The 22914-nt window shown below is 49.6% G+C and carries 28 protein-coding genes, 1 tRNA gene, 3 pseudogenes and 1 other annotated feature; of the genes and pseudogenes, 21 read left to right on the top strand and 11 right to left on the bottom strand.

What is annotated here, in order from left to right; all coding sequences use genetic code 11:
* Positions 1–56 precede the first annotated feature (56 nt).
* Positions 57–287 (bottom strand): transcriptional regulator, encoded by a 231-nt coding sequence (locus QUE74_RS03225; protein WP_001067458.1) that lies wholly within the window; start codon positions 285–287, stop codon positions 57–59.
* 104 nt (positions 288–391) lie between these two features.
* On the opposite strand from QUE74_RS03225, the gene QUE74_RS03220 reads away from it, so the two are divergent.
* The 12 genes and pseudogenes from QUE74_RS03220 to QUE74_RS03165 all read left to right on the top strand — a co-directional run bounded on the left by QUE74_RS03220 (position 392) and on the right by QUE74_RS03165 (position 6363).
* Positions 392–1081 (top strand): S24 family peptidase, encoded by a 690-nt coding sequence (locus QUE74_RS03220; RefSeq protein WP_000858975.1) that lies wholly within the window; start codon positions 392–394, stop codon positions 1079–1081.
* A gap of 595 nt (positions 1082–1676) precedes the next feature.
* On the top strand, positions 1677–1883 hold the full coding sequence (locus QUE74_RS03215; protein WP_000233577.1) for a phage encoded cell division inhibitor protein: 207 nt from the start codon (positions 1677–1679) through the stop codon (positions 1881–1883).
* 75 nt (positions 1884–1958) lie between these two features.
* Positions 1959–2255, top strand: a complete 297-nt coding sequence (locus QUE74_RS03210) for a host-nuclease inhibitor Gam family protein (protein ID WP_000995453.1) — start codon at positions 1959–1961, stop codon at positions 2253–2255.
* A gap of 5 nt (positions 2256–2260) precedes the next feature.
* A complete protein-coding gene (gene bet, locus QUE74_RS03205; protein WP_000100847.1) occupies positions 2261–3046 on the top strand; it encodes a phage recombination protein Bet in 786 nt (261 codons plus the stop codon).
* The gene (locus QUE74_RS03200; protein WP_000611716.1) at positions 3043–3723 is read left to right on the top strand and encodes a lambda exonuclease family protein; all 681 of its coding nucleotides are present in this window, start codon (positions 3043–3045) and stop codon (positions 3721–3723) included. The genes bet and QUE74_RS03200 overlap by 4 nt, the downstream gene beginning before the upstream one ends.
* Positions 3720–3902, top strand: coding sequence for a DUF1317 domain-containing protein (locus QUE74_RS03195; protein ID WP_000149544.1), 183 nt, complete (start codon positions 3720–3722; stop codon positions 3900–3902). Before QUE74_RS03200 ends, QUE74_RS03195 begins: the two co-directional genes overlap by 4 nt.
* Positions 3875–4066, top strand: coding sequence for a DUF1382 family protein (locus QUE74_RS03190; protein ID WP_000548537.1), 192 nt, complete (start codon positions 3875–3877; stop codon positions 4064–4066). Before QUE74_RS03195 ends, QUE74_RS03190 begins: the two co-directional genes overlap by 28 nt.
* A 76-nt stretch (positions 4067–4142) precedes the next feature.
* A complete protein-coding gene (locus tag QUE74_RS03185) occupies positions 4143–4358 on the top strand; it encodes a hypothetical protein (RefSeq protein ID WP_000188859.1) in 216 nt (71 codons plus the stop codon).
* Between the two features lie 98 nt (positions 4359–4456).
* Positions 4457–4675, top strand: coding sequence for a TraR/DksA family transcriptional regulator (locus QUE74_RS03180; RefSeq protein ID WP_264714713.1), 219 nt, complete (start codon positions 4457–4459; stop codon positions 4673–4675).
* Between the two features lie 47 nt (positions 4676–4722).
* Entirely contained in the window at positions 4723–5001 is a 279-nt protein-coding gene (locus QUE74_RS03175) for a DUF4222 domain-containing protein (protein WP_000488407.1), read from the top strand.
* Positions 4973–5035 (top strand): annotated as a pseudogene (locus tag QUE74_RS03170) (helix-turn-helix domain-containing protein); the annotation flags it as partial. The gene QUE74_RS03175 and the pseudogene QUE74_RS03170, both read left to right, overlap by 29 nt.
* A gap of 164 nt (positions 5036–5199) precedes the next feature.
* Entirely contained in the window at positions 5200–6363 is a 1164-nt protein-coding gene (locus QUE74_RS03165) for an integrase (RefSeq protein ID WP_000051902.1), read from the top strand.
* A 15-nt stretch (positions 6364–6378) separates the two neighbouring features.
* Here QUE74_RS03165 and QUE74_RS03160 read toward each other — a convergent pair.
* Positions 6379–6455: transfer RNA gene (locus QUE74_RS03160), tRNA-Arg, on the bottom strand.
* Positions 6456–6697: 242 nt separating this feature from the next.
* On the opposite strand from QUE74_RS03160, the pseudogene QUE74_RS03155 reads away from it, so the two are divergent.
* Positions 6698–7012 (top strand): annotated as a pseudogene (locus QUE74_RS03155) (response regulator); the annotation flags it as partial.
* A 43-nt stretch (positions 7013–7055) separates the two neighbouring features.
* Here QUE74_RS03155 and QUE74_RS03150 read toward each other — a convergent pair.
* Positions 7056–8269, bottom strand: a protein-coding gene (locus QUE74_RS03150) for an IS3 family transposase (RefSeq protein WP_404853199.1) whose coding sequence is annotated in 2 segments (ribosomal slippage) — positions 7056–7981 and positions 7981–8269 — 1215 coding nt in all. Because the reading frame shifts where the segments join, the coding sequence is not laid out codon by codon here.
* Positions 7872–7988, bottom strand: a sequence feature (AL1L pseudoknot). (Overlaps the previous gene by 117 nt.)
* Before the next feature lie 35 nt (positions 8270–8304).
* Here QUE74_RS03150 and QUE74_RS03145 point away from each other — a divergent pair.
* Positions 8305–8643 (top strand): annotated as a pseudogene (locus QUE74_RS03145) (LuxR C-terminal-related transcriptional regulator); the annotation flags it as partial.
* A 2-nt stretch (positions 8644–8645) separates the two neighbouring features.
* On the opposite strand, the gene sfmF reads toward QUE74_RS03145, so the two are convergent.
* The 5 genes from sfmF to fimA all read right to left on the bottom strand — a co-directional run bounded on the left by sfmF (position 8646) and on the right by fimA (position 14286).
* Complete coding sequence (sfmF, locus tag QUE74_RS03140) at positions 8646–9161, bottom strand: fimbria assembly protein (RefSeq protein WP_001255203.1); 516 nt, start codon at positions 9159–9161, stop codon at positions 8646–8648.
* A gap of 10 nt (positions 9162–9171) precedes the next feature.
* On the bottom strand, positions 9172–10179 hold the full coding sequence (gene fimH / locus QUE74_RS03135; RefSeq protein WP_000691082.1) for a type 1 fimbria D-mannose specific adhesin FimH: 1008 nt from the start codon (positions 10177–10179) through the stop codon (positions 9172–9174).
* A 12-nt stretch (positions 10180–10191) separates the two neighbouring features.
* Positions 10192–12801 (bottom strand): fimbrial biogenesis usher protein, encoded by a 2610-nt coding sequence (locus QUE74_RS03130; protein ID WP_001308462.1) that lies wholly within the window; start codon positions 12799–12801, stop codon positions 10192–10194.
* A 30-nt stretch (positions 12802–12831) separates the two neighbouring features.
* Complete coding sequence (gene fimC / locus QUE74_RS03125; RefSeq protein ID WP_000988390.1) at positions 12832–13524, bottom strand: type 1 fimbria chaperone FimC; 693 nt, start codon at positions 13522–13524, stop codon at positions 12832–12834.
* A gap of 219 nt (positions 13525–13743) precedes the next feature.
* On the bottom strand, positions 13744–14286 hold the full coding sequence (fimA, locus tag QUE74_RS03120) for a type 1 fimbrial major subunit FimA (RefSeq protein WP_000776555.1): 543 nt from the start codon (positions 14284–14286) through the stop codon (positions 13744–13746).
* A gap of 471 nt (positions 14287–14757) precedes the next feature.
* Here fimA and folD point away from each other — a divergent pair, with 471 nt between their 5' ends.
* The 3 genes from folD (at position 14758) to QUE74_RS03105 (ending at position 16467) form a co-directional block, all read left to right on the top strand.
* Positions 14758–15624 carry a bifunctional methylenetetrahydrofolate dehydrogenase/methenyltetrahydrofolate cyclohydrolase FolD gene (gene folD, locus QUE74_RS03115; RefSeq protein ID WP_000729155.1) on the top strand — a complete coding sequence of 289 codons (867 nt, stop codon included), beginning with the start codon at positions 14758–14760 and terminating at the stop codon, positions 15622–15624.
* 1 nt (position 15625) lies between these two features.
* Positions 15626–15838 (top strand): ribosome-associated protein YbcJ, encoded by a 213-nt coding sequence (gene ybcJ, locus QUE74_RS03110; protein WP_000190288.1) that lies wholly within the window; start codon positions 15626–15628, stop codon positions 15836–15838.
* Positions 15839–15945: 107 nt separating this feature from the next.
* The gene (locus QUE74_RS03105) at positions 15946–16467 is read left to right on the top strand and encodes a metal-dependent hydrolase (RefSeq protein WP_001143562.1); all 522 of its coding nucleotides are present in this window, start codon (positions 15946–15948) and stop codon (positions 16465–16467) included.
* A gap of 35 nt (positions 16468–16502) precedes the next feature.
* Here the strand turns inward: QUE74_RS03105 and cysS are convergent, their stop codons facing one another.
* On the bottom strand, positions 16503–17888 hold the full coding sequence (cysS, locus tag QUE74_RS03100; RefSeq protein WP_000912345.1) for a cysteine--tRNA ligase: 1386 nt from the start codon (positions 17886–17888) through the stop codon (positions 16503–16505).
* A gap of 173 nt (positions 17889–18061) precedes the next feature.
* Here cysS and ppiB point away from each other — a divergent pair, with 173 nt between their 5' ends.
* The 4 genes from ppiB to purK all read left to right on the top strand — a co-directional run bounded on the left by ppiB (position 18062) and on the right by purK (position 20972).
* Positions 18062–18556 (top strand): peptidylprolyl isomerase B, encoded by a 495-nt coding sequence (gene ppiB / locus QUE74_RS03095; protein ID WP_000256010.1) that lies wholly within the window; start codon positions 18062–18064, stop codon positions 18554–18556.
* Positions 18557–18558: 2 nt separating this feature from the next.
* The gene (lpxH, locus tag QUE74_RS03090) at positions 18559–19281 is read left to right on the top strand and encodes a UDP-2,3-diacylglucosamine diphosphatase (RefSeq protein WP_000212257.1); all 723 of its coding nucleotides are present in this window, start codon (positions 18559–18561) and stop codon (positions 19279–19281) included.
* Between the two features lie 117 nt (positions 19282–19398).
* Positions 19399–19908 (top strand): 5-(carboxyamino)imidazole ribonucleotide mutase, encoded by a 510-nt coding sequence (gene purE, locus QUE74_RS03085; RefSeq protein WP_001295318.1) that lies wholly within the window; start codon positions 19399–19401, stop codon positions 19906–19908.
* Positions 19905–20972 carry a 5-(carboxyamino)imidazole ribonucleotide synthase gene (gene purK, locus QUE74_RS03080; RefSeq protein WP_000815514.1) on the top strand — a complete coding sequence of 356 codons (1068 nt, stop codon included), beginning with the start codon at positions 19905–19907 and terminating at the stop codon, positions 20970–20972. The genes purE and purK overlap by 4 nt, the downstream gene beginning before the upstream one ends.
* A 233-nt stretch (positions 20973–21205) precedes the next feature.
* On the opposite strand, the gene QUE74_RS03075 is transcribed toward purK, so the two are convergent.
* Positions 21206–22102, bottom strand: a complete 897-nt coding sequence (locus QUE74_RS03075; protein ID WP_000855350.1) for a carbamate kinase — start codon at positions 22100–22102, stop codon at positions 21206–21208.
* Positions 22099–22914, bottom strand: a complete 816-nt coding sequence (locus QUE74_RS03070) for an oxamate carbamoyltransferase subunit AllH family protein (RefSeq protein WP_001355193.1) — start codon at positions 22912–22914, stop codon at positions 22099–22101. The genes QUE74_RS03075 and QUE74_RS03070 overlap by 4 nt, the downstream gene beginning before the upstream one ends.

The following is a 22914-nucleotide window of genomic DNA, read 5'->3' as shown; positions in this document are numbered from 1 at the left end:
AGTTTGAATTGACTGTTAAGTTGATTGCTTATTGTTAAAGAGCGTGAAATGGAAATTTAAGCTGCGTTCTTTTCGGTGTGTGGAAACAACTTCGGAAGATCCGGGCGAATCTGGTATGCCTTCACTACTCCACCAGTAGCCGTAACAATGCTGCCGACATGTTCAGGGGATACCTTTGCTTTGTTGTGAAGCCACTTATAGACGGCCTGCTGTGAAACTTCGCAAGCAGCGCCCAGTTTCTTTTGTGAACCAACGATATTGATCGCTGTTTTGATAGCTGGGTTCATAACAACCTCCGTGGTTAATTTGAATCAAGATTAAAACTATGGTTGTTTTTAGTCAACAACCATTTTCGTTTGATGAAATAAAACCTTGGTTGTACATTTGGACTATGAAAACAACACTCTCAGAAAGACTTAAAGAAGCCAGATTAGCGCGAGGCCTTACACAAAAGGCGCTTGGGGATTTGGTCGGGGTTAGCCAAGCTGCTATTCAGAAAATCGAAACAGGGAAAGCTAATCAAACAACTAAAATCGTGGAGATCGCGAACGCTTTGGGTGTGCGCGCAGAATGGTTATCTTCTGGCGTTGGAAATATGTCAGACAGTACAGTGCAACCAATACAATCAACTGTCAGCCATTCCAAATACTTCAAGATTGACGTTCTTGATATAGAAGTCAGTGCTGGGCCGGGAGTCATCAACCGTGAGTTTGTAGAAGTTCTACGCTCGGTTGAGTACTCGTTTGACGATGCTCGTCATATGTTCGATGGTAGGAAGGCGGAAAATATCCGCATCATTAACGTGCGTGGTGACAGCATGTCAGGAACGATCGAACCAGGTGATCTGCTGTTCGTTGATATCACAGTTAAATCTTTCGACGGTGATGGTATCTATGCGTTTCTGTACGACGACACAGCCCATGTAAAGCGCCTGCAAATGATGAAGGATAAGCTGCTGGTCATCTCTGATAACAAAAGCTACTCACCGTGGGACCCGATCGAGAAAGACGAGATGAACCGGGTGTTCATCTTCGGTAAGGTTATTGGGAGCATGCCGCAGACATATAGGAAGCATGGGTAGTACCAATTAAAAATTATCAACTGGGCATTGTGCTCATTCAGTAAAGAACTAATTCCTATCTTTGCTCTAGGTAGTAATATTAAGCCACCGCAATAATATCTTTACCTAACGGCGTAAGAATCCCGGTCACCGTGCCGGGTTTTCTTTTGCCCTCCCCTCATCACACACACCGTTAAAAAAACCACCATAACCTCGCTTCAGTTATCGCTATGCGATTCAAGTCACAAAATAAATCCATCCTAAATACAACCAGTTATATCTAAAAAAACCAATAAAACAACTTTTGTTGTTGACGGTAAAACAACTATAGTTTTAAATAAGTTCATCGCAACAACACAACGATACGGCAACCACCTGATTCACCGTTGCGATGACCGCTTAGATCCGCAGTTTGAATTTCAGCAGGCTTCGGGGAGTGCGAGGGGTGAAACGGACGCGTGAACGTCGGTGTGACCAGCTGAAATCAACTCAACATTTCATACCTTAGTCGCTTCAACGAGGCGGCTTAGTTATGACAACCGGCGGCCATCCACCGCCTGAATACGCGCAGAAGTCTCTATATGTTCAGCAGCCCAGCTTACGGGCAGGAGTTTTTATGGTTCATCAACATTACGGAACGCAGACCGTTAATCGCGGCGCGGTCATGCCAGGAATGCTGGTCAAACACAAAGATGGTACCTGGACTGCATCAGCTAATTTACGCGGACGGCTTTATCTGCATCGCGGCATCGAGCGCACTTATACCCGTGATTTGCTCGTGGAAGTTTTTCTCGACGGACGCGGTAACGGCCTGAATCGCTAATCCCCTTTCCTGTTTTCCTAATCAGCCTGGCATTTCGCGGGCGATATTTTCACAGCCATTTTCAGGAGTTCAGCCATGAACGCTTATTACATTCAGGATCGTCTTGAGGCTCAGAGCTGGGCGCGTTACTACCAGCAGATCGCCCGTGAAGAGAAAGAGGCAGAACTGGCAGACGACATTGAAAAAGGCCTGCCCCAGCACCTGTTTGAATCGCTATGCATCGATCATTTGCAACGCCACGGGGCCAGCAAAAAAGCCATTACCCGTGCGTTTGATGACGATGTTGAGTTTCAGGAGCGCATGGCAGAACACATCCGGTACATGGTTGAAACCATTGCTCACCACCAGGTTGATATTGATTCAGAGGTATAAAACGGATGAGTACAGCACTCGCAACGCTGGCAGGGAAGCTGGCTGAACGTGTCGGCATGGATTCTGTCGACCCACAGGAACTGATCACCACTCTTCGCCAGACGGCATTTAAAGGTGATGCCAGCGATGCGCAGTTCATCGCATTGCTGATCGTCGCCAACCAGTACGGCCTTAATCCGTGGACGAAAGAAATTTACGCCTTCCCTGATAAGCAGAACGGCATTGTTCCGGTGGTGGGCGTTGATGGCTGGTCCCGCATCATCAATGAAAACCAGCAGTTTGATGGCATGGACTTTGAGCAGGACAATGAATCCTGTACATGCCGGATTTACCGCAAGGACCGTAATCATCCGATCTGCGTTACCGAATGGATGGATGAATGCCGCCGCGAACCATTCAAAACCCGCGAAGGCAGAGAAATCACGGGGCCGTGGCAGTCGCATCCCAAACGGATGTTACGGCATAAAGCCATGATTCAGTGTGCCCGTCTGGCCTTCGGATTTGCTGGTATCTATGACAAGGATGAAGCCGAGCGCATTGTCGAAAATACTGCATACACTGCAGAACGTCAGCCAGAACGCGACATCACTCCGGTTAACGATGAAACCATGCAGGAGATTAACACTCTGCTGATCGCCCTGGATAAAACATGGGATGACGACTTATTGCCGCTCTGTTCCCAGATATTTCGCCGCGACATTCGCGCATCGTCAGAACTGACACAGGCCGAAGCAGTGAAAGCTCTTGGATTCCTGAAACAGAAAGCCACTGAGCAGAAGGTGGCAGCATGATACCGGACATTATCCTGCAGCGTACCGGGATCGACGTGAGAGCTGTCGAACAGGGGGATGATGCATGGCACAAATTACGGCTCGGCGTCATCACCGCTTCAGAAGTTCACAACGTGATAGCAAAGCCCCGCTCAGGAAAGAAGTGGCCTGACATGAAAATGTCCTACTTCCACACCCTGCTGGCTGAGGTTTGCACCGGTGTGGCTCCGGAAGTTAATGCTAAGGCGCTGGCCTGGGGAAAACAGTACGAGAACGACGCCAGAACCCTGTTTGAATTCACTTCCGGCGTGAATATTACTGAATCCCCGATCATCTATCGCGACGAAAGTATGCGCACCGCCTGCTCTCCCGATGGTTTATGCAGTGACGGCAACGGCCTTGAACTGAAATGCCCGTTTACCTCCCGGGATTTCATGAAATTCCGGCTCGGTGGTTTCGAGGCAATAAAATCGGCTTACATGGCCCAGGTGCAGTACAGCATGTGGGTGACGCGAAAAGATGCCTGGTACTTTGCCAACTATGACCCGCGCATGAAGCGTGAAGGCCTGCATTATGTCGTGATTGAGCGGAATGAAAAGTACATGGCGAGTTTTGACGAGATGGTGCCGGAGTTCATCGAAAAAATGGACGAGGCACTGGCTGAAATTGGTTTTGTATTTGGGGAGCAATGGCGATGACGCATCCTCACGATAATATCCGGGTAGGCGCGATCACTTTCGTCTACTCCGTTACAAAGCGAGGCTGGGTATTTCCCGGCCTTTCTGTTATCAGAAATCCCCTGAAAGCACAGCGGCTGGCTGAGAAGATAAATAATAAACGGGAGGCGGTATGCACAAAGCATCTCCTGTTGAGTTAAGAACGAGTATTGAGATGGCACATAGCCTTGCTCAAATTGGAGTCAGGTTTGTGCCAATACCAGTAGAAACAGACGAAGAATTTCATACGTTAGCCACATCCCTTTCACAAAAGCTGGAAATGATGGTGGCGAAAGCAGAAGCAGATGAGAGAGACCAGGTATGACAACCACTGAATGCATTTTTCTGGCAGCGGGCTTCATATTCTGTGTGCTTATGCTTGCCGACATGGGGCTTGTTCAATGACACCTCAGCAAGAAAACGCCCTTCGCAGCATTGCCCGTCAGGCTAATTCTGAAATCAAAAAAGCCAGACAGCATTTTCCGGATAAAAACGTCGATGACATTTGCCGTAGCGTACTAAAGAAGCACCGCGAAACGGTAACGCTGATGGGATTCACACCGACTCATTTAAGCCTGGCGATCGGCATGTTGAACGGCGTCTTTAAGGAACGGTGAACATGAAAAGCAAAATCATCAGGGAGCTACAGGCTCCTTTTTTATTATTCGCATTTACCCTCAAGCGTATTAACCAACAATTCAGGGATTAATGAAAGATGGCAGACATCATTGATTCAGCATCAGAAATCGAAGAATTACAGCGCAATACAACAATAAAAATGCGTCGTCTGAACTACCAGACTGTATCCGCAACTCATTGTTGTGAGTGTGGCGATCCGATAGATGAGCGAAGACGCCTGGCTGTTCAGGGTTGTCGAACTTGTGCGAGTTGCCAGGAGGAGATCGAACTTAAGAACAAACAATGGGGACTGTGATGGCCTCAAAGCAGCAAATTTCAACATCGTCCAACTGAGGTGTAAAAATGTTCAGAATCATTTTTCCTAACACCTGGTACGTCGACCACCACGGCACTCCCTGCAAAATCCTGCGTTCTACCCACAACAAAGTTCACTACATCCGAAAAGGCAGAACATGTATCGCCAGCATGTTCCGCTTTAATCATGACTTTGAACCTGTGAATAAAGCTGATGCAGATCGGATAGCAGAAGAGATCGAAACGGCAGAACACATTAAGAAGTTACGTGACATGCGTTCAAAAAGCAGAGGTAACCATGGAATCATACAGCCTCACACTCGATGAGGCCTGTCAGTTTCTTAAGATATCCAGACCAACCGCCACCAACTGGATACGAACAGGCCGCCTACAGGCAACACGTAAAGATCCAACCAAGCCAAAATCTCCTTACCTCACAACACGGCAAGCCTGCATTGCGGCGCTTCAGTCTCCGCTGCATACTGTCCAGGTGAGCGCGGGTGATGGCATAACAGAGGAAAGAAAATGTCACTCTTCCGCAGAAATGAAATATGGTATGCCTCGTATTCGCTCCCGGGCGGGAAACGAATTAAGGAATCTCTTGGCACAAAGGACAAGCGGCAAGCTCAGGAGTTGCACGACAAGCGAAAAGCAGAACTCTGGCGAGTAGAAAAGCTAGGGGATTTACCTGATGTCACTTTTGAAGAGGCCTGCCTAAGATGGCTTGAGGAAAAAGCTGATAAAAAATCTCTCGATTCAGATAAAAGCCGGATTGAGTTCTGGCTTGAACATTTTGAGGGTATAAGGCTTAAAGATATCTCGGAGGCAAAGATTTACTCTGCTGTAAGCAGAATGCATAACAGAAAGACGAAAGAAATATGGAAACAGAAAGTTCAGGCCGCCATCAGGAAAGGTAAAGAACCGCCTGTTTATGAACCAAAGCCAGTATCAACTCAGACAAAGGCAAAGCATCTTGCCATGATAAAGGCCATTCTCCGTGCTGCAGAACGCGACTGGAAGTGGCTGGAAAAAGCGCCTGTCATCAAGATACCAGCGGTCAGAAACAAGCGAGTCAGATGGCTGGAAAAGGAGGAAGCAAAACGCCTTATTGATGAGTGCCCCGAACCACTGAAATCTGTCGTCAAGTTTGCGCTGGCAACTGGTCTGAGAAAGTCGAACATCATAAATCTGGAATGGCAACAAATCGACATGCAGCGACGAGTTGCCTGGGTGAATCCAGAAGAGAGCAAATCAAACCGCGCCATTGGTGTGGCGCTGAACGATACCGCCTGTAAAGTGTTGCGTGATCAAATAGGCAAGCATCACAAATGGGTGTTTGTACATACCAAGGCGGCTAAGCGAGCAGATGGAACATCAACGCCTGCGGTCAGGAAGATGCGCATCGACAGCAAGACATCATGGCTATCAGCTTGTCGTCGTGCAGGAATTGAAGATTTCCGTTTCCATGACCTCAGACACACCTGGGCAAGCTGGCTGATTCAGTCAGGCGTCCCATTATCAGTGCTTCAGGAAATGGGCGGATGGGAGTCCATAGAAATGGTTCGTAGGTATGCTCACCTTGCGCCTAATCATTTGACAGAGCATGCGAGGAAAATAGACGACATTTTTGGTGATAATGTCCCAAATATGTCCCACTCTGGAATTATGGAGGATATAAAGAAGGCGTAACTGATTGAATTGTAATGGCGCGCCCTGCAGGATTCGAACCTGCGGCCCACGACTTAGAAGGTCGTTGCTCTATCCAACTGAGCTAAGGGCGCGTTGATACCGCAATGCAGTGTAATCGCGTGAATTATACGGTCAACCCTTGCTGAGTCAATGGCTTTTGATCTGGTTGCTGAACAAGTGAACGACCACGTCTGATTTTCTGATTTATTTCGCTATAGCGGCAAACAAACGCACCCCGCTGCGCATCTGAATCAAGAAAACCCGTATTTTCATGTATCAAAGTACAATTTCCAGCCCTAACGGAAAATTGTCCTACCCTGTGAGACTGGTAACTATGAAACCAACGTCGGTGATCATTATGGATACCCATCCTATCATCAGAATGTCCATTGAAGTTCTGTTGCAAAAAAACAGTGAATTGCAGATTGTCCTGAAAACGGATGATTACCGCATAACCATCGATTATCTCCGAACCCGTCCTGTTGATTTAATCATTATGGATATAGACTTGCCCGGTACAGACGGTTTTACCTTCCTGAAAAGAATCAAACAAATCCAGAGTACGGTGAAGGTATTATTTTTATCATCAAAATCAGAATGCTTTTATGCGGGCAGAGCGATACAAGCGGGTGCTAACGGTTTTGTCAGTATGAACCGCCCCGGGTTTCCTGGAGAGTGTTTTATCTGTGAACTCAGGCTGCCAGATCATTGTTTCCGATGGAAGCATAATAAGCTTTTTCTGCTTCTGCCGGAGGAGTATGGCCCAGCCTTCCCAGCAATCGTCGATTGTTATACCAGTCCACCCACGTGAGTGTGGCCAGTTCCACTTCTGCACGGTTTTTCCAGCTCTTACGGTGTATTACCTCCGCTTTGTAAAGACCATTGATGCTCTCAGCCATCGCGTTGTCATACGAGTCGCCTGTACTCCCTGTTGATGCCAGCAGTTTTGCTTCTTTTAGTCGCTCCGTATAGGCCAGTGACACATACTGAGAGCCTTTATCGCTGTGATGGATGGTGCCAGACGGACGACGGGCCCACAACGCCTGCTCCAGCGCATCCAGCACGAATGTCGTTTCCATAGACGATGAGACCCGCCACCCCACGATGTATCCGGCAAACACATCAATGATGAACGCCACATAGACGAAGCCCTGCCATGTGCTGACGTAAGTAAAATCAGCCACCCACAGCTGGTCAGGACGTTCTGCCACGAACTGACGGTTTACGCGGTCACCTGTGGCAACGGTTTTCCGGCTGACGGTAGTGCGGACCTTTTTACCCCGGAGAACACCGGCAAGTCCCATAACCGCCATGAGGCGCGCCACTGTACATCTGGCCACCCTGATTCCTTCCCGTAACAACTGACGCCAGACTTTACGCACACCGTACACCTGATGATTTTCATCGTATACGCGCTGTATCTCTCTCTTCAGCCAGTCATCGCGCTGCGCACGGGCACTGCGTTTATCAGGATGATGCCGCTGCTGCTGACAATGGTAATACGTTGACGGGGCAATATGCAGTTCACTGCATACCGGTCCGACCCCGTACTGCTCACGCAGCTTATCCAGCAGTGGCATTATTTTTTCCAGAGGCGGTCGAACTCCGCCTTCGCAAAATAAGCGGAAGCCTGGCGAAGGATATCGTTACTGCGGCGCAGTTCACGATTTTCACGTTCCAGCTCTTTCAGACGCTGACGTTCAGCGGTGGTGAGCCCACCATCACCGCTCCCGGTATCCCTCTCATGCTGGCGAACCCAGACACGCAGAGTCTCTGGCGTACAGCCAATCTTTGGAGCAATGGAACAAATTGCCGCCCATTGTGAGTCATATTCGCCCTGACTTTCCAGAACCATACGAACTGCGCGTTGACGGACTTCGGGGGAAAAACGAGTATTTTTAGTCATCCTGTTTACCTCTTTCTCAGGAAGTTTAGTCTCCAGGATTTCCGGGGCGGTTCAGTAAATGCAATGATCAGAATGATATTTTTCATGCCGTCCAGATGATTCTCTCTGGATACACTTTTTTTCCCAGTGAAACGCTCAACTATATAAAAAGTAATAAATGCAGCACCAATAATTCAACAGCTACGGTGCTATCTAATCGTGAAGTGACTATATTACGCTATCTGGTTAGCGGATTATCTAATAAAGAAATTGCCGACAAACTATTACTTAGCAATAAAACAATTAGTGCGCATAAATCTAATATTTATGGCAAACTCGGTTTGCATTCAATTGTAGAACTTATCGACTACGCCAAATTATATGAATTAATATAATATTAATTATAATTGATCATAAATATCGCATCCGCTTTCGCCACACCTGGTTGGACACCGCTGGCTAACGCTCGATAATTGGCAAAAAAGTTTAGCGTTACATTGCCATTTGCATCTACCTCCTCAGTCGGGCTCGCCTCGCCCAGCGCAAGCCGGGAGCGATCGCTCTTGCGTAATTCGATGGCGACGGTTTGTGCCATTGCGGGATCGTCCAGGGCCAGCAGGTTGGCATCGGATGCCGGCGTTCCCGTAAATAAAATCGCGACTGATCCCGGAGGACATCCTTCCAGGCGCAGACTAAAAGGAACAGGTGCCGTGGTATCGCCAGCGGTCAGTAGTTGTGTCGTAGGCCATCTGCCTAAATCTACCGTCTTATCAACATCCGCTGTGTTTACGGTACAGGAGAAATCAACAACGTTACCGTGCAAATTGATATTAATCGTTCCTAAAGGGTCAGCTGCCCATCCACTGGAACTCCACAGTAGCCCGCAGAAACAGCTAAAGATTACTCTTCTCATTCTCCGTACCTCATTGATAATCGACGCGTAAATACCCCAGCGCGCTAAACGGCCCTTCGGTCGGTTTTTGACCGGTAATACTGATAGGCCAGGCGCGAAGTGTGACATTGGCTGCCGCAGCTGCATCCAGACGGAAAGGAATAACGCTATTGAGATCGTTAGGCGTGATCGGCGTATCGTTCTGATCGGCGACAATAAAACCTAAATCCTGATTGTCCGACACCATCGCCTGACCAGAAACGGCACTGGCTTCCAGACGCATTGTTAAATAAGCCTGCGCAGCAACATTCGTACATTTGATCGCAATATTCTTGGTTTGTGGCATGACACCATTAGGTCGATTCCCCGGCCCTGCCGCACTAAATAACGATGCACCGATATCACCAAAATCAAATTCAACAATTTGCCCGGCATTTAATTCGCAGTTTTGCGGTACTTCAACCCGGCCACCAAAACTAATGGTATAAACAGGTGTAACCAACGGATCGTAAGGCGTTGATGTCACATACACGGTAAACATCACCTGTCTGGGGATCTCCACCATGTTAATAAAAGGACGAATAACCTTTAAACGAAATATCAAACGAGAATCCATCACCCCGAACGGAAGGTTTTGCGAAACGTTAGGATCTGTTCCCATACGGATATAATTTTGCGGGGGAAACTGAATATCCATCACGCTATCAACCAGACTCATCGCACCTAATAGATAATCATTTAATTGCATATATTTATAATTATCGATAGTTTCCTGAACAACAAAGTTGGTGACATAACTACGGTATGTATAATTCACCAGCGTACCGGGTGGGCAAATTGCTGACACACCTACCCAGCCGGATTTTTCCGGTAAAACAACAATCTGACCTGGCTGGTTATTGGTGCTATTAAAGACATTTGAGAGATCATAGTGTTCATCTTCTGCTACGCCAGTACTATTTGCACAAACAGTAGCCCACGATATGTTCGTTAACCACAAACATGCCATTGCCAATAATGACCTGCAGATTATCTTCATTGATAATTTCCTTTATGAGCCAGGATGTGTGCAAACTGCCGAAATAACAGTGACGGCTTGCTGTAAGCTTTGCTTCGGCAATACATAGTGCGCAATGCAGCGTGAGTTCGCGCCGTCTCCCCACTGAACCAGTAATTCACCAGACAATGGCGCACCACTTAAATAAACTTGCCCGTCATCACCCACCATACTGGTTATTCCGGTACTGTTTTCCCGTACCAGTGATCCAAACGGCACCGGTTTTCCGCCCTGGGTAACGGTAATGAGCGCCCGCACGCCTATGCGGGTATCAAAATTGGCACGAACCAACGCGCCTTGCGTCGGCACAACGCTGCTAATATTTTTTTCAACATCGATGGAATTCCCCATCGTATTGGTATCAAGCGCGATACGGTTATACCGATAAACCGTGGCATACGGCATCACCGCATAGCCGCGCCAGTCGGTTAAAATTCCAGTTTGATTTTCAATGCGTACACCGCCTGCGCCAGGCGCTTTAATCAAAACATTGGTATCCCCTAAAGGCTGGCTCAGCGTTATACCATTTTCATGCCCGACCACACCGCCAGACAGCTGCCAGTTAACGTCATGTTGATCGCGGTCGTAGTTATACCCGACCCCCAGCGTACCGTAAGCGGCCTGCCAGTTTGCCGTGGCGCTGCCCGTGTACCCATTATTCGAGGTATCGCCCTGGCTTACGTGATAACTCAGGTTGTGGCCTTCCAGTAAGGTCCCACCAACGCCTGCCAGCCAGCTATTTTGCCCGTTGCTGTTACGGTTGGCGTTAAAGGAGGCATAAGCGCGATCGAGCGCATTTTCCCGGGTGTAGCGACGTTTGGTCAGAACATTGAAAGGCACTGAAACATTAAGTCCGACAATACGTTCGTTATCGGGGATCCCTACAGATTCATTCCACGAAAATGAGAGTGAATAACTGATGCCAACCCAGCTGCTGGTATACCCCACCTGATACCAGGTATCTGAATCCGAAGTATTCCAGTATTTTTGATGGGTACCAGAAATATAAAGCGAGCCAAAGTCATTAAGTGATTGTGAAATATTTAACTGCAAACGGTCTTTACGACTAAAGCGTAAATTGTGGTAATTCACGATTATCGGTTCATCGCGATGCTCACCGTCATAATCGTAATCATATTCGTACCCCTCCATTCGACGATACGCAACATCATCAAGGGTATAAAAACCTTGTGTCGAATAGCGGTAACCCATTAACTGAAAATTGGTGCCGAAAGTGTTCATTGATTTCGCATAGAGGAAGCGAATGGAATCCCCCTCATGACGACTGTCGTCGGCTAACTGACTGCGCGCATGCGTTACATCCAGCGACACTGCGCCCCAGTTCCCGAGGTTGCGCCCCAGCCCTAACAAAAAGGCGGTGTAATTTGCAGATAATTGCGTCCCGCCGTAGGCAGTAAATTCCTGTGGTAAACCGCCGAGTGCCGTGCCCTGAAAAAAGAAAGGCGACGATTGCTGACTATTACCGCTACGAAAATCGCCCGCCGTCAGGTCAAATTTGAAACGCCCTTCGCGTTGTAAAATTGGCACTGTTGAATACGGAATAGTGTAATTCTGCTGATTACCATCGCGTTCGTCGATGGTGACGTCCAGATCGCCATTTGAAGATGTCGGGTGCAAATCTGTAATTTCGAAAGCGCCGGGGGAAACATAGCTTTGATAGATAATAAAACCATTTTGCCGAATCGTTAGCTGGGCCGCCGTACGGGCAATCCCACGTACCGTTGGGGCAAACCCTTGCTGGCTATCTGGATACATATTATCAGAAGAATAAAGCCGTACACCTCGAAATCCGACGCCATCGAAAATATCACTCCCTGTATTACCGTCTCCCATTACCAGTTCACTTTTCAGCGGAATAATGGCGCGCTGTACCCAGGTGCCAATATTATTCCACTGTTCTGAATGATATCCATTTCCGCGAAAATAGTTCCAGGAACCATTGTTGCGTAAACGCCACGGGCCAATATTAATCCCACTAAGTTCACTAAAAAAATAGCTATCGTTACCATTACCTCTGTTACCGGTGAAATTATAATTCAGGAGTAAAGCAGGAATACCTTCATCCCACTCTTCAGGCGGAATGTAACCGTGAGCGCTACTCAACAACGCTATCTGAGGAATAGTGATGTTCAGGCGCATCGCTGCAAAATCAAAGTTAATTGTGGCATCAGGTACAGCTTTCAGTAAATTAATGCATTTATTATTTTGCTGCTGGGCTAACTCGGGGAATGCACTGCTATTAAGGCCAATTCGTTCAAGGAGTGCCTGGTTAAAACAAGGCATTAACCCACCTGATTTATCACCTGTATTTACTGTCGTCGATTCAAATACGATATCCTGTGAACCAATGAACTCATCATTACGCCAGAGATCCACCCGATACACACCCGCAGGTTGATGATTACCTCTCTCAAAGCGCGATAAATCAGCAACGGATGTGCCATTCTCTAATAAAAATGCCGGGTTGAAATAACTTTCCGCATAACTTAAAAAGGAGGGTAAAATGGCAAGAGATGAATAACAAATTCCGGCCAGACACCAGGTATACCTCTGCGGAATATCCGTAGTAGTGGGTATTTTCATAATTAGCTCTGATATTGTCAGATGATTCGGTTAGTTTAAGTTCACTTCTCTGACCGGAGTTACTGAACCATAATCATTAACGGTCTGAAATTTCAGTTTTCCCCGCACTCCTGAGGGTAAGGGAATTTGTGAATTAACTCTGGGTGCAGCCATAGCATTCCCCAACTTTTGGCTGCCCACTTGCAGGTTAACCAGGGTGACATAAAAAGGTGATGGATTATGAACATTGATATAGTTACCGGATCGCGAAAACTTGAGTGTGTCCGGCGCTTCTGCGGGTAATTCTTGTAGCTGAATTGGACGGAGAAATAACTTCATGCGCGATAAAATCGCCAGTTGCAAAACATTCCTGCCGTTCAATGCATTTTTATCTACCGAAGGGATCGTCTTAACATTCATCCAGAACAAAGACTCACGATCTGCCGCCAGCGGTGGACCGGTGTAAATAATACGCAAGGTATTTTCGCTTTTGGGTTCACTAACAAACAGTGGCGGTGTAATGATGAATGACTTTTCTTTTACACCGCTACTGTTTTCAATCCACGAATTGACCAGAAAGCGCTCATTGGTATGGCTATTTCTAATCCATACCGCAGTCTGTTTAGCATCAGCGGGATAAATAATACGCGTGGCACCTAATGCGATCCCTCCGGCAGCATGGGCGCTGGCCGAAATGATTAAATAAAATATAATGGGCATCAATAACTTTATTTTAGTCATCATAGTTAATACGCCTTGTGTATTCCTGACGGCAAAAATAAGGAGTATAAAGAAATGATTGCTTTGGTTTATTACAACACATCATTCCCTTTTCATTTAATAAAGCGGCATGATACAAAGTGAGCGTGATTTCGATTTACATTGCCACCATACCGCTTCAGACAACCGGTACATTACTTTGTTATAAGACGTGATATATAATTCAAAACTACGTAGTTTTGATTATTCGTATCTCATAATAAAAGTCGCGTCAGCATTTGCTTGCCCTGCTGATGCACTTGTACCGGTGCCTTTATAACGCGCAGAAAAATGAAGAACGTTGGTCCCGGGGATCAAGTTCTGGTTGGTTGAGAAGCTATTCCCATCAGGTTTGAGAATTGCGGATGTATTATCAAGTATTTCAATACCGACACCCGTTGCTGTTGTTGTATTGGTACTGGATGCAATGGCCAATAAATTATCATTGATTGCATCCGCCTGACCAGAAAATGCAACGGCAGCATTAGCGGCAACAACAGGATCGCAGTCGTTCAACTGTATAGTGAATGGAATTAATGCAGAGGTATTACCAACAGCATTGAAAATATCGGTACGATATTGACCGAGTGTGACAACCTGGTCTGCCGAGTCAGTATTCACTGAACAGGCAGCATTCACCAGTTCGCCTTCAAAGTGAATTGTACCGCCATCTACAACGGCAGCATAACTACCCGTAGCGGCGAATAGTGCGGCAGCCAGCGCAGACGAAATAAATCTTAATTTCATATATATTCCTTCAATCTCATTTATCGACTCCACATCCGTATATAACCGATTACTTTATTTAAGACACTGATAGTAGTAAAATTCCTTTTTATCCTCTAAGAATGTCTTAATTGAAAATATGCACTCTATTCTAAAAAATAGAGAGCCCCGTTAGATGAATATTTCCGCGCAAAATATATTCAACACAAATATAGACCTGAAGCGGTAAATTACCAGGCTGAAAATTCTTTTTATATTGTCAGGTATTTCTTAAATTATCTTAATCCTTAGACAAGGAAATAAATCAGTTCCAGATTTACAACGTCATCATGGACGAAAAATGAAGCTTTCAATCTCAGCGACGGTGCGCCTCACCTTCGCAAGAGGTCGCTTCACGCGATAAATCTGAAACGAAACCTGACAGCGCGCCCCGCTTCTGACAAAATAGGCGCATCCCCTTCGACCTACGTAACAGATGGAATCCTCTCTCTGATGGCAGCAAAGATTATTGACGGTAAAACGATTGCGCAGCAGGTGCGCTCTGAAGTTGCTCAAAAAGTTCAGGCACGTATTGCAGCTGGACTGCGGGCACCAGGACTGGCCGTAGTACTGGTGGGTAGCAACCCTGCATCGCAAATTTATGTCGCAAGCAAACGCAAAGCTTGTGAAGAAGTCGGGTTCGTCTCCCGTTCTTATGACCTCCCGGAAACCACCAGCGAAGCGGAGCTGCTGGAGCTTATCGATGCGCTGAATGCCGACAACACCATTGATGGCATTCTGGTCCAACTGCCGTTACCGGCGGGTATTGATAACGTCAAAGTGCTGGAACGAATTCACCCGGACAAAGACGTTGACGGTTTCCATCCTTATAACGTCGGTCGTCTATGCCAGCGCGCGCCGCGTCTACGTCCTTGCACCCCGCGTGGTATCGTCACACTGCTTGAGCGATACAACATTGATACCTTCGGTCTTAACGCCGTGGTGATTGGCGCATCGAATATCGTCGGTCGCCCAATGAGCATGGAACTGCTGCTCGCAGGTTGCACCACCACCGTGACTCACCGCTTCACTAAAAATCTGCGTCATCACGTAGAAAATGCCGATCTACTGATCGTTGCCGTCGGTAAACCGGGCTTTATTCCTGGTGACTGGATCAAAGAAGGCGCGATTGTGATTGATGTTGGCATCAACCGTCTGGAAAATGGCAAAGTTGTGGGCGACGTGGTGTTTGAAGACGCGGCTAAACGCGCCTCATACATTACGCCTGTTCCGGGCGGCGTTGGCCCGATGACGGTTGCCACGCTGATCGAAAACACGCTACAGGCGTGCGTTGAATATCATGATCCACAGGGTGAGTAACATGGCGACATTTTCTTTAGGTAAACATCCGCACGTTGAGCTGTGCGACTTGCTGAAACTGGAAGGCTGGAGCGAAAGCGGTGCGCAGGCGAAAATCGCGATTGCCGAAGGCCAGGTGAAAGTCGACGGCGCGGTTGAAACGCGCAAACGCTGCAAAATCGTCGCCGGTCAGACAGTGAGTTTTGCAGGTCACAGCGTACAGGTTGTTGCCTGATCCCTTTCCCGGCCTGTATCAACAGGCCGGTTCTCTTTTCAGACTTTTGCCCTCTACGCCCCGTTCATCCATGCTGATAGCATCGACATTTTGCCGAAGCGACCATCATGCCAACCGTTATTACGCACGCCGCCGTTCCCCTTTGCATTGGTTTAGGGTTGGGTTCGAAAGTCATCCCTCCGCGCCTGTTATTTGCCGGAATCATCCTGGCGATGCTGCCCGATGCTGATGTATTGACATTTAAATTTGGCGTTGCTTACGGCAATGTTTTTGGTCATCGCGGGTTCACCCATTCGCTGGTGTTTGCGTTTGTTGTCCCGCTGTTATGTGTGCTGATTGGACGTCGATGGTTCAGGGCTGGGCTGATTCGCTGCTGGCTGTTTTTAACCGTTTCGTTGCTATCGCACAGCTTGCTGGATTCGGTAACCACTGGCGGTAAAGGCGTTGGCTGGCTGTGGCCGTGGTCAGATGAACGCTTTTTCGCTCCCTGGCAGGTGATTAAAGTCGCGCCGTTTGCATTGTCTCGTTACACCACGCCGTACGGGCATCAGGTGATTATTTCTGAATTGATGTGGGTGTGGTTGCCGGGGATGCTACTGATGGGAATGTTGTGGTGGCGCAGACGATAACCGGATGCGAAAACTCGCATCCGGCAATAGCGCAATTACTTACGACGCCAGGTGGTCCCTTGCGGGCCATCTTCCAGCACGATCCCCATCTCGTTAAGACGGTCACGCGCCGCATCTGCCGCCGCCCAGTCTTTCGCTTTACGGGCATCCAGACGCTGTTGAATTAAGGCTTCAATCTCAGCCACTTCGCTGTCGTCTGCCTGCGCGCCGCTTTGCAGGAACGCTTCCGGTTCTTGCTCCAGCAGGCCCAGCACGGCTGAAAGTTTACGCAGATGAGACGCCATCGCGTTTGCCGCTGCCATATCTTCTGCTTTCAGACGGTTCACTTCACGCGCCATATCAAACAGCACGGAATAGGCTTCCGGGGTGTTGAAATCGTCGTCCATCGCTTCAATAAAGCGCGCTTCAAACGCTTCGCCACCGGCAGGCGCAACGGTTTTATCTGTGCCGCGCAGCGCAGTGTAGAGGCGCTCCAGCGCCGCACGCGCCTGCTTCAGGTTCTCTTCGCTGTAGTTCAGCTGGCTGCGATAGTGGCCCGACATCAGGAAGTAACGCACGGTTTCCGCGTCGTAGTATTTCAGCACATCACGCACGGTAAAGAAGTTACCCAGCGATTTGGACATCTTCTCTCGGTCAACCATTACCATCCCCGAGTGCATCCAGTAGTTCACATACTGACCATCATGGGCACAGGTGGACTGCGCGATTTCGTTCTCGTGGTGCGGGAACATCAGGTCTGAACCACCGCCGTGGATATCAAAGTGGTTACCCAACTGCTTGCAGTTCATTGCCGAACATTCAATGTGCCAGCCTGGACGGCCTGCGCCCCACGGAGACGGCCAGCTCGGTTCGCCCTCTTTCGACATCTTCCACAGAACGAAGTCCATCGGGTTGCGTTTGTCGTCGACCACGTCAACGCGCGCGCCTGCCTGCAGCTGGTCGAGATCCTGACGCGACAGCACGCCATAAGTTGGATCGGTCGGTACGTCGAACATCACGTCGCCGTTGTCCGCCACATAAGCGTGACCTTTGGCGATCAGTTGTTCAGTGAGTTCAATGATTTCTGCGATATGGTGCGTCGCGCGCGGCTCCATATCCGGGCGCAGAATGTTCAAAGCATCAAAATCTTTGTGCATTTCGGCGATCATGCGATCCACCAGCGCTACAAAGCTTTCGCCATTTTCATTGGCACGCTTGATGATTTTGTCGTCGATATCGGTAATGTTGCGCACATACTTCAGCTTATAGCCGAGGAAACGCAAATAGCGTGCAACCACGTCAAAGGCAACAAAGGTACGCCCGTGACCGATATGACAGAGATCGTAAACGGTGATTCCACACACGTACATGCCGACTTCCCCGGCGTGAATAGGCTTAAATTCCTCTTTTTGGCGTGTCAGAGTATTGAAGATTTTTAGCATCGAAGATTCCGTTTAGACATGTGTGGGTAATTGAGTTGCGTATAATACCCATATTTCCCGCGCGAATCAGCATACATTGCGTGATGATCCGATCGTGCGGTTATGCTATAACACCACCCTATATATGACCCGAATCGGGTTGAAGCACCAATCAAACGGAACAGGATGCAAAAATGGTTACTTTCCACACCAATCACGGCGATATTGTCATCAAGACTTTTGACGATAAAGCACCTGAAACAGTTAAAAACTTCCTGAACTACTGCCGCGAAGGTTTTTACAACAACACTATTTTCCACCGTGTTATCAATGGTTTCATGATTCAGGGCGGCGGTTTTGAACCGGGCATGAAACAAAAAGCCACCAAAGAACCGATCAAAAACGAAGCCAACAACGGTCTGAAAAATACCCGTGGTACGCTGGCAATGGCCCGTACTCAGGCACCGCACTCTGCAACTGCACAGTTCTTCATCAACGTGGTTGATAACGACTTCCTGAACTTCTCTGGCGAAAGCCTGCAAGGTTGGGGTTACTGCGTGTTTGCTGAAGTGGTTGAAGGCATGGACGTGGTAGACAAAATCAAAGGTGTAGCAACCGGTCGTAGCGGTATGCACCAGGACGTGCCAAAAGAAGACGTTATCATTGAAAGCGTGACCGTTAGCGAGTAATCGTGGCGACACTCTTTATTGCAGATCTTCATCTCTGCGTGGAAGAACCGGCGATCACCGCCGGTTTTCTGCGTTTTTTAGCGGGGGAAGCCCGCAAGGCCGACGCGCTGTATATTCTTGGCGATCTGTTTGAAGCATGGATTGGCGATGACGATCCCAACCCACTCCATCGCCAGATGGCCGCAGCGATCAAAGCGGTATCCGATTCCGGCGTTCCCTGTTATTTCATTCATGGCAACCGTGATTTTCTGCTCGGCAAACGCTTTGCCCGTGAAAGCGGGATGACGTTATTGCCGGAAGAAAAAGTGCTCGAACTTTATGGCCGTCGGGTGCTGATTATGCATGGCGACACGCTGTGCACCGATGACATCGGTTATCAGGCTTTTCGCGCCAAAGTCCACAAGCCGTGGCTGCAAACGCTATTCCTCGCCCTGCCGTTGTTTGTGCGCAAACGCATTGCCGCGCGAATGCGAGCGAACAGCAAAGAAGCCAACAGCAGTAAATCGCTGGCGATCATGGACGTTAACCAAAACGCGGTGGTCAGTGCGATGGAAAAGCATCAGGTGCAATGGTTGATTCACGGGCATACGCATCGCCCGGCGGTGCATGAACTGATCGCCAATCAGCAACCTGCTTTTCGTGTCGTGTTGGGTGCCTGGCATACGGAAGGTTCGATGGTGAAAGTCACGGCAGATGACGTTGAGTTGATCCATTTTCCATTTTAAAAAACGCGCAACTTTGCTGATTTCATAGCCGCGCAACCGTTTTCCTTGCTCTCTTTCCGTGCTATTCTCTGTGCCCTCTAAAGCCGAGAGTTGTGCACCACAGGAGTTTTAAGACGCATGTCTTCCCGCAATAATCCGGCGCGTGTCGCCATCGTGATGGGGTCCAAAAGCGACTGGGCTACCATGCAGTTCGCCGCCGAAATCTTCGAAATCCTGAATGTCCCGCACCACGTTGAAGTGGTTTCTGCTCACCGCACCCCCGATAAACTGTTCAGCTTCGCCGAAAGTGCCGAAGAGAACGGTTATCAGGTAATTATTGCGGGCGCAGGCGGCGCAGCGCACCTGCCGGGCATGATTGCCGCCAAAACGCTGGTGCCAGTGCTGGGTGTGCCAGTACAGAGCGCCGCACTGAGCGGTGTCGATAGCCTCTACTCCATCGTACAAATGCCGCGCGGCATTCCGGTGGGTACGCTGGCGATTGGTAAAGCTGGCGCGGCAAACGCGGCGTTACTGGCAGCACAAATTCTTGCGACTCATGATAAAGAACTGCACCAGCGTTTGAATGACTGGCGCAAAGCACAAACTGATGAAGTGCTGGAAAACCCGGACCCGCGAGGTGCGGCATGAAACAGGTTTGCGTCCTCGGTAACGGGCAGTTAGGCCGTATGTTGCGCCAGGCAGGCGAACCGTTAGGCATTGCTGTCTGGCCGGTCGGGCTGGACGCTGAACCGGCGGCGGTGCCCTTTCAACAAAGCGTGATTACCGCTGAGATCGAACGCTGGCCGGAAACCGCATTAACGCGCGAGCTGGCACGCCATCCGGCCTTTGTGAACCGCGATGTGTTCCCGATTATTGCCGACCGTCTGACTCAGAAGCAGCTTTTCGACAAGCTTCACCTGCCGACTGCACCGTGGCAGTTACTTGCCGATCGCAGTGAGTGGCCTGCGGTGTTTGATCGTTTAGGTGAACTGGCGATTGTTAAGCGTCGTATTGGTGGCTATGACGGTCGCGGTCAATGGCGTTTACGCGCCGATGAAACCGCACAGTTACCAACTGAATGCTACGGCGAATGTATTGTCGAGCAGGGCATTAACTTCTCTGGCGAAGTATCGCTGGTTGGCGCGCGCGGCTTTGATGGCAGCACTGTGTTTTATCCGCTGACGCATAACCTGCATCAGGACGGTATTTTGCGCACCAGCGTCGCTTTCCCGCAGGCCAACGCACAGCAGCAGGCGCAGGCCGAAGAGATGCTGTCGGCGATTATGCAGGAGCTGGGCTATGTGGGCGTGATGGCGATGGAGTGTTTTGTCACGCCGCAAGGTCTGCTGATCAACGAACTGGCTCCGCGTGTGCATAACAGCGGTCACTGGACACAAAACGGTGCCAGCATCAGCCAGTTTGAGCTGCATCTGCGGGCGATTACCGATCTGCCGTTACCGCAACCGGTAGTGAATAGTCCGTCGGTGATGATCAACCTGATTGGTAGCGATGTGAATTATGACTGGCTGAAACTGCCGCTGGTGCATCTGCACTGGTACGACAAAGAAGTGCGTCCGGGCCGTAAGGTGGGGCATCTGAATTTGACCGACAGCGACACATCGCGTCTGACCGCAACGCTGGAAGCCTTAATCCCGCTGCTGCCGCCAGAGTATGCCAGCGGCGTGATGTGGGCGCAGAGTAAGTTCAGTTAACCTGGTGCTCAAATTCTTGCCGGATGCAGCGTGAACACCTTATCCGACCTACTAATCCGGTACCCATTGTAGGCCTGATAAGACGCGTCAAGCGTCGCATCAGGCATGGTGCGCCGATTACCGGATGCGGCGTGAACGCCTTATCCGACTACCAATCCGGTACCCATTGTAGGCCTGATAAGACGCGTCAAGCGTCGCATCAGGCATGGTGCGCCATATGCTGGATGCTCCCATCACGACAGCGAAATACAGGTCCCCGCTTCGCCCGCCAGCGTCTCTTCAATCCGCGATAAAGCCCCAATCCACGCAGGTTTACCACGGCTTCTGACATAGCCACTCACCGCCGTTACCTTCGGCCCCATCGCCCCATCGGCTTTGGCAAATGGCGCTAACTCATCCGGTGTGGCATGGCGAATGGCGCGTTGCTGCGGCGTTCCCCAGTTTTCATAAACCGCGTCAGCATCGGTGAGGATCACCAGTCCATCGGCATTAATCTGCTCGGCAAGCAACGCCGCGGCGAGATCTTTATCAATCACCGCTTCACTCCCTGCTCCGTCATCCGTCACCGGAACACCGCCGCCGCCACTGCAAATCACCACATGCCCCTCTTTGAGCAACAACTCGATGGCTTCGCTGTCGAGAATTTTACGAGGCTGGGGAGATGCCACCACCCGGCGTAAATATTTGCCATCACGCTTCATTTTCCAGCCGTAAGCCGTTTCCAGTGCCTCTTGTTCTTCTGGCTGATAAACCGGGCCGATAAACTTCTCTGGCTGCAAAAACGCCGGATCATCAGACGAAACTTCAATGCGTGTCAGCACCGTCGTCACAGGCGGCATCTGCGGCTGTGCGCTCAAACTCTGCGCCAGCATATAGCCAATCATCCCCTGACTTTCCGCCACCAGCACATCCAGTGGATACGGTTCGACCTCTTTCCACGCCAGATTCTGTAACGCCAACAACCCCACCTGCGGCCCGTTGCCGTGAACAATCGCCAGCCGATAAGCACGCGCCAGGCGCGCCAGCGCGGGAACAGCACTGGCAATATTGCGATATTGATTTTCTGCCGTCAGCGCCTCACCGCGCTGGAGTAAGGCATTGCCCCCAAGAGCTACAACCAGTGTTTTCATGGTGTTCCTTGTAATAATTGTTGACCAAGCCAGAACCCCAGCAGCGTATCAGCCCCTGACGTATGCCCCAGCGCCAGCAGCGAATCAATCGCAACAGCGGTACGTTTCGGGCAACTCAGAGCATGAACAAAGTGCAGGAGTGGCGAGGCGAAGTATCCTTGCGCGGCATAACGTAAATAATTAACGCTCACCGCTGTGGTAACGAGTTGAAGATTGTCGGAACAGGCAAAAAACGGGCGACCGGAGCGCGCATCTAAAGCGCCATAATACCAGGCTGCCAGCAGCATTCCCGTTAGCGTGTCATCATGACTCGGCGTTAATCCCGGCCCTTTACCCAGCCAGTGCCGCCAGTCGGTCTTAACGCCATTGAGCGCGGCCTGAAAACAGTGACGAAACTGGCGTAATTCAGCGGGAAGCGGATCGCCTGCCGCCAACGCCAGCGGCCCGAAAAGCCCGGTTTCCTCCGCGCGTTGCATCCATGCCGCTGCAAGTGGTTGAGGATGCGCAGGCGGCGTAATACGCAGCAAACAATAACGCTGTGGCTGTTTAACCGTGAAACGCCCGAGGCGAATCCCTTGAGCCATAACCTGTGGTCGTTCATTGCCGCATAATCCACCGCATAACGCATCGAATTGCGCGCGGCGAAGCACCCATCCTCCGGGACCGAAACCACTTCCCTGACGATGCAGCGTTAACAATTCACCGCTTTCCGTCATCAGGTTAATCGCCCGCCGCCACACGCCCGCTAACCGCCAGGACTGGCGATAATTCGGTGCACTACGGCTGGCAAGCAGAGGATGGATGATCGTCAT

Origin of the sequence: Escherichia sp. 10290 (assembly GCF_030295155.1) — a bacterium.
Classification (GTDB): domain Bacteria; phylum Pseudomonadota; class Gammaproteobacteria; order Enterobacterales; family Enterobacteriaceae; genus Escherichia; species Escherichia coli_F.
The sequence above is the reverse complement of the archived record's forward strand: the minus strand, read 5'-3'. Positions and strand labels throughout refer to the sequence as shown.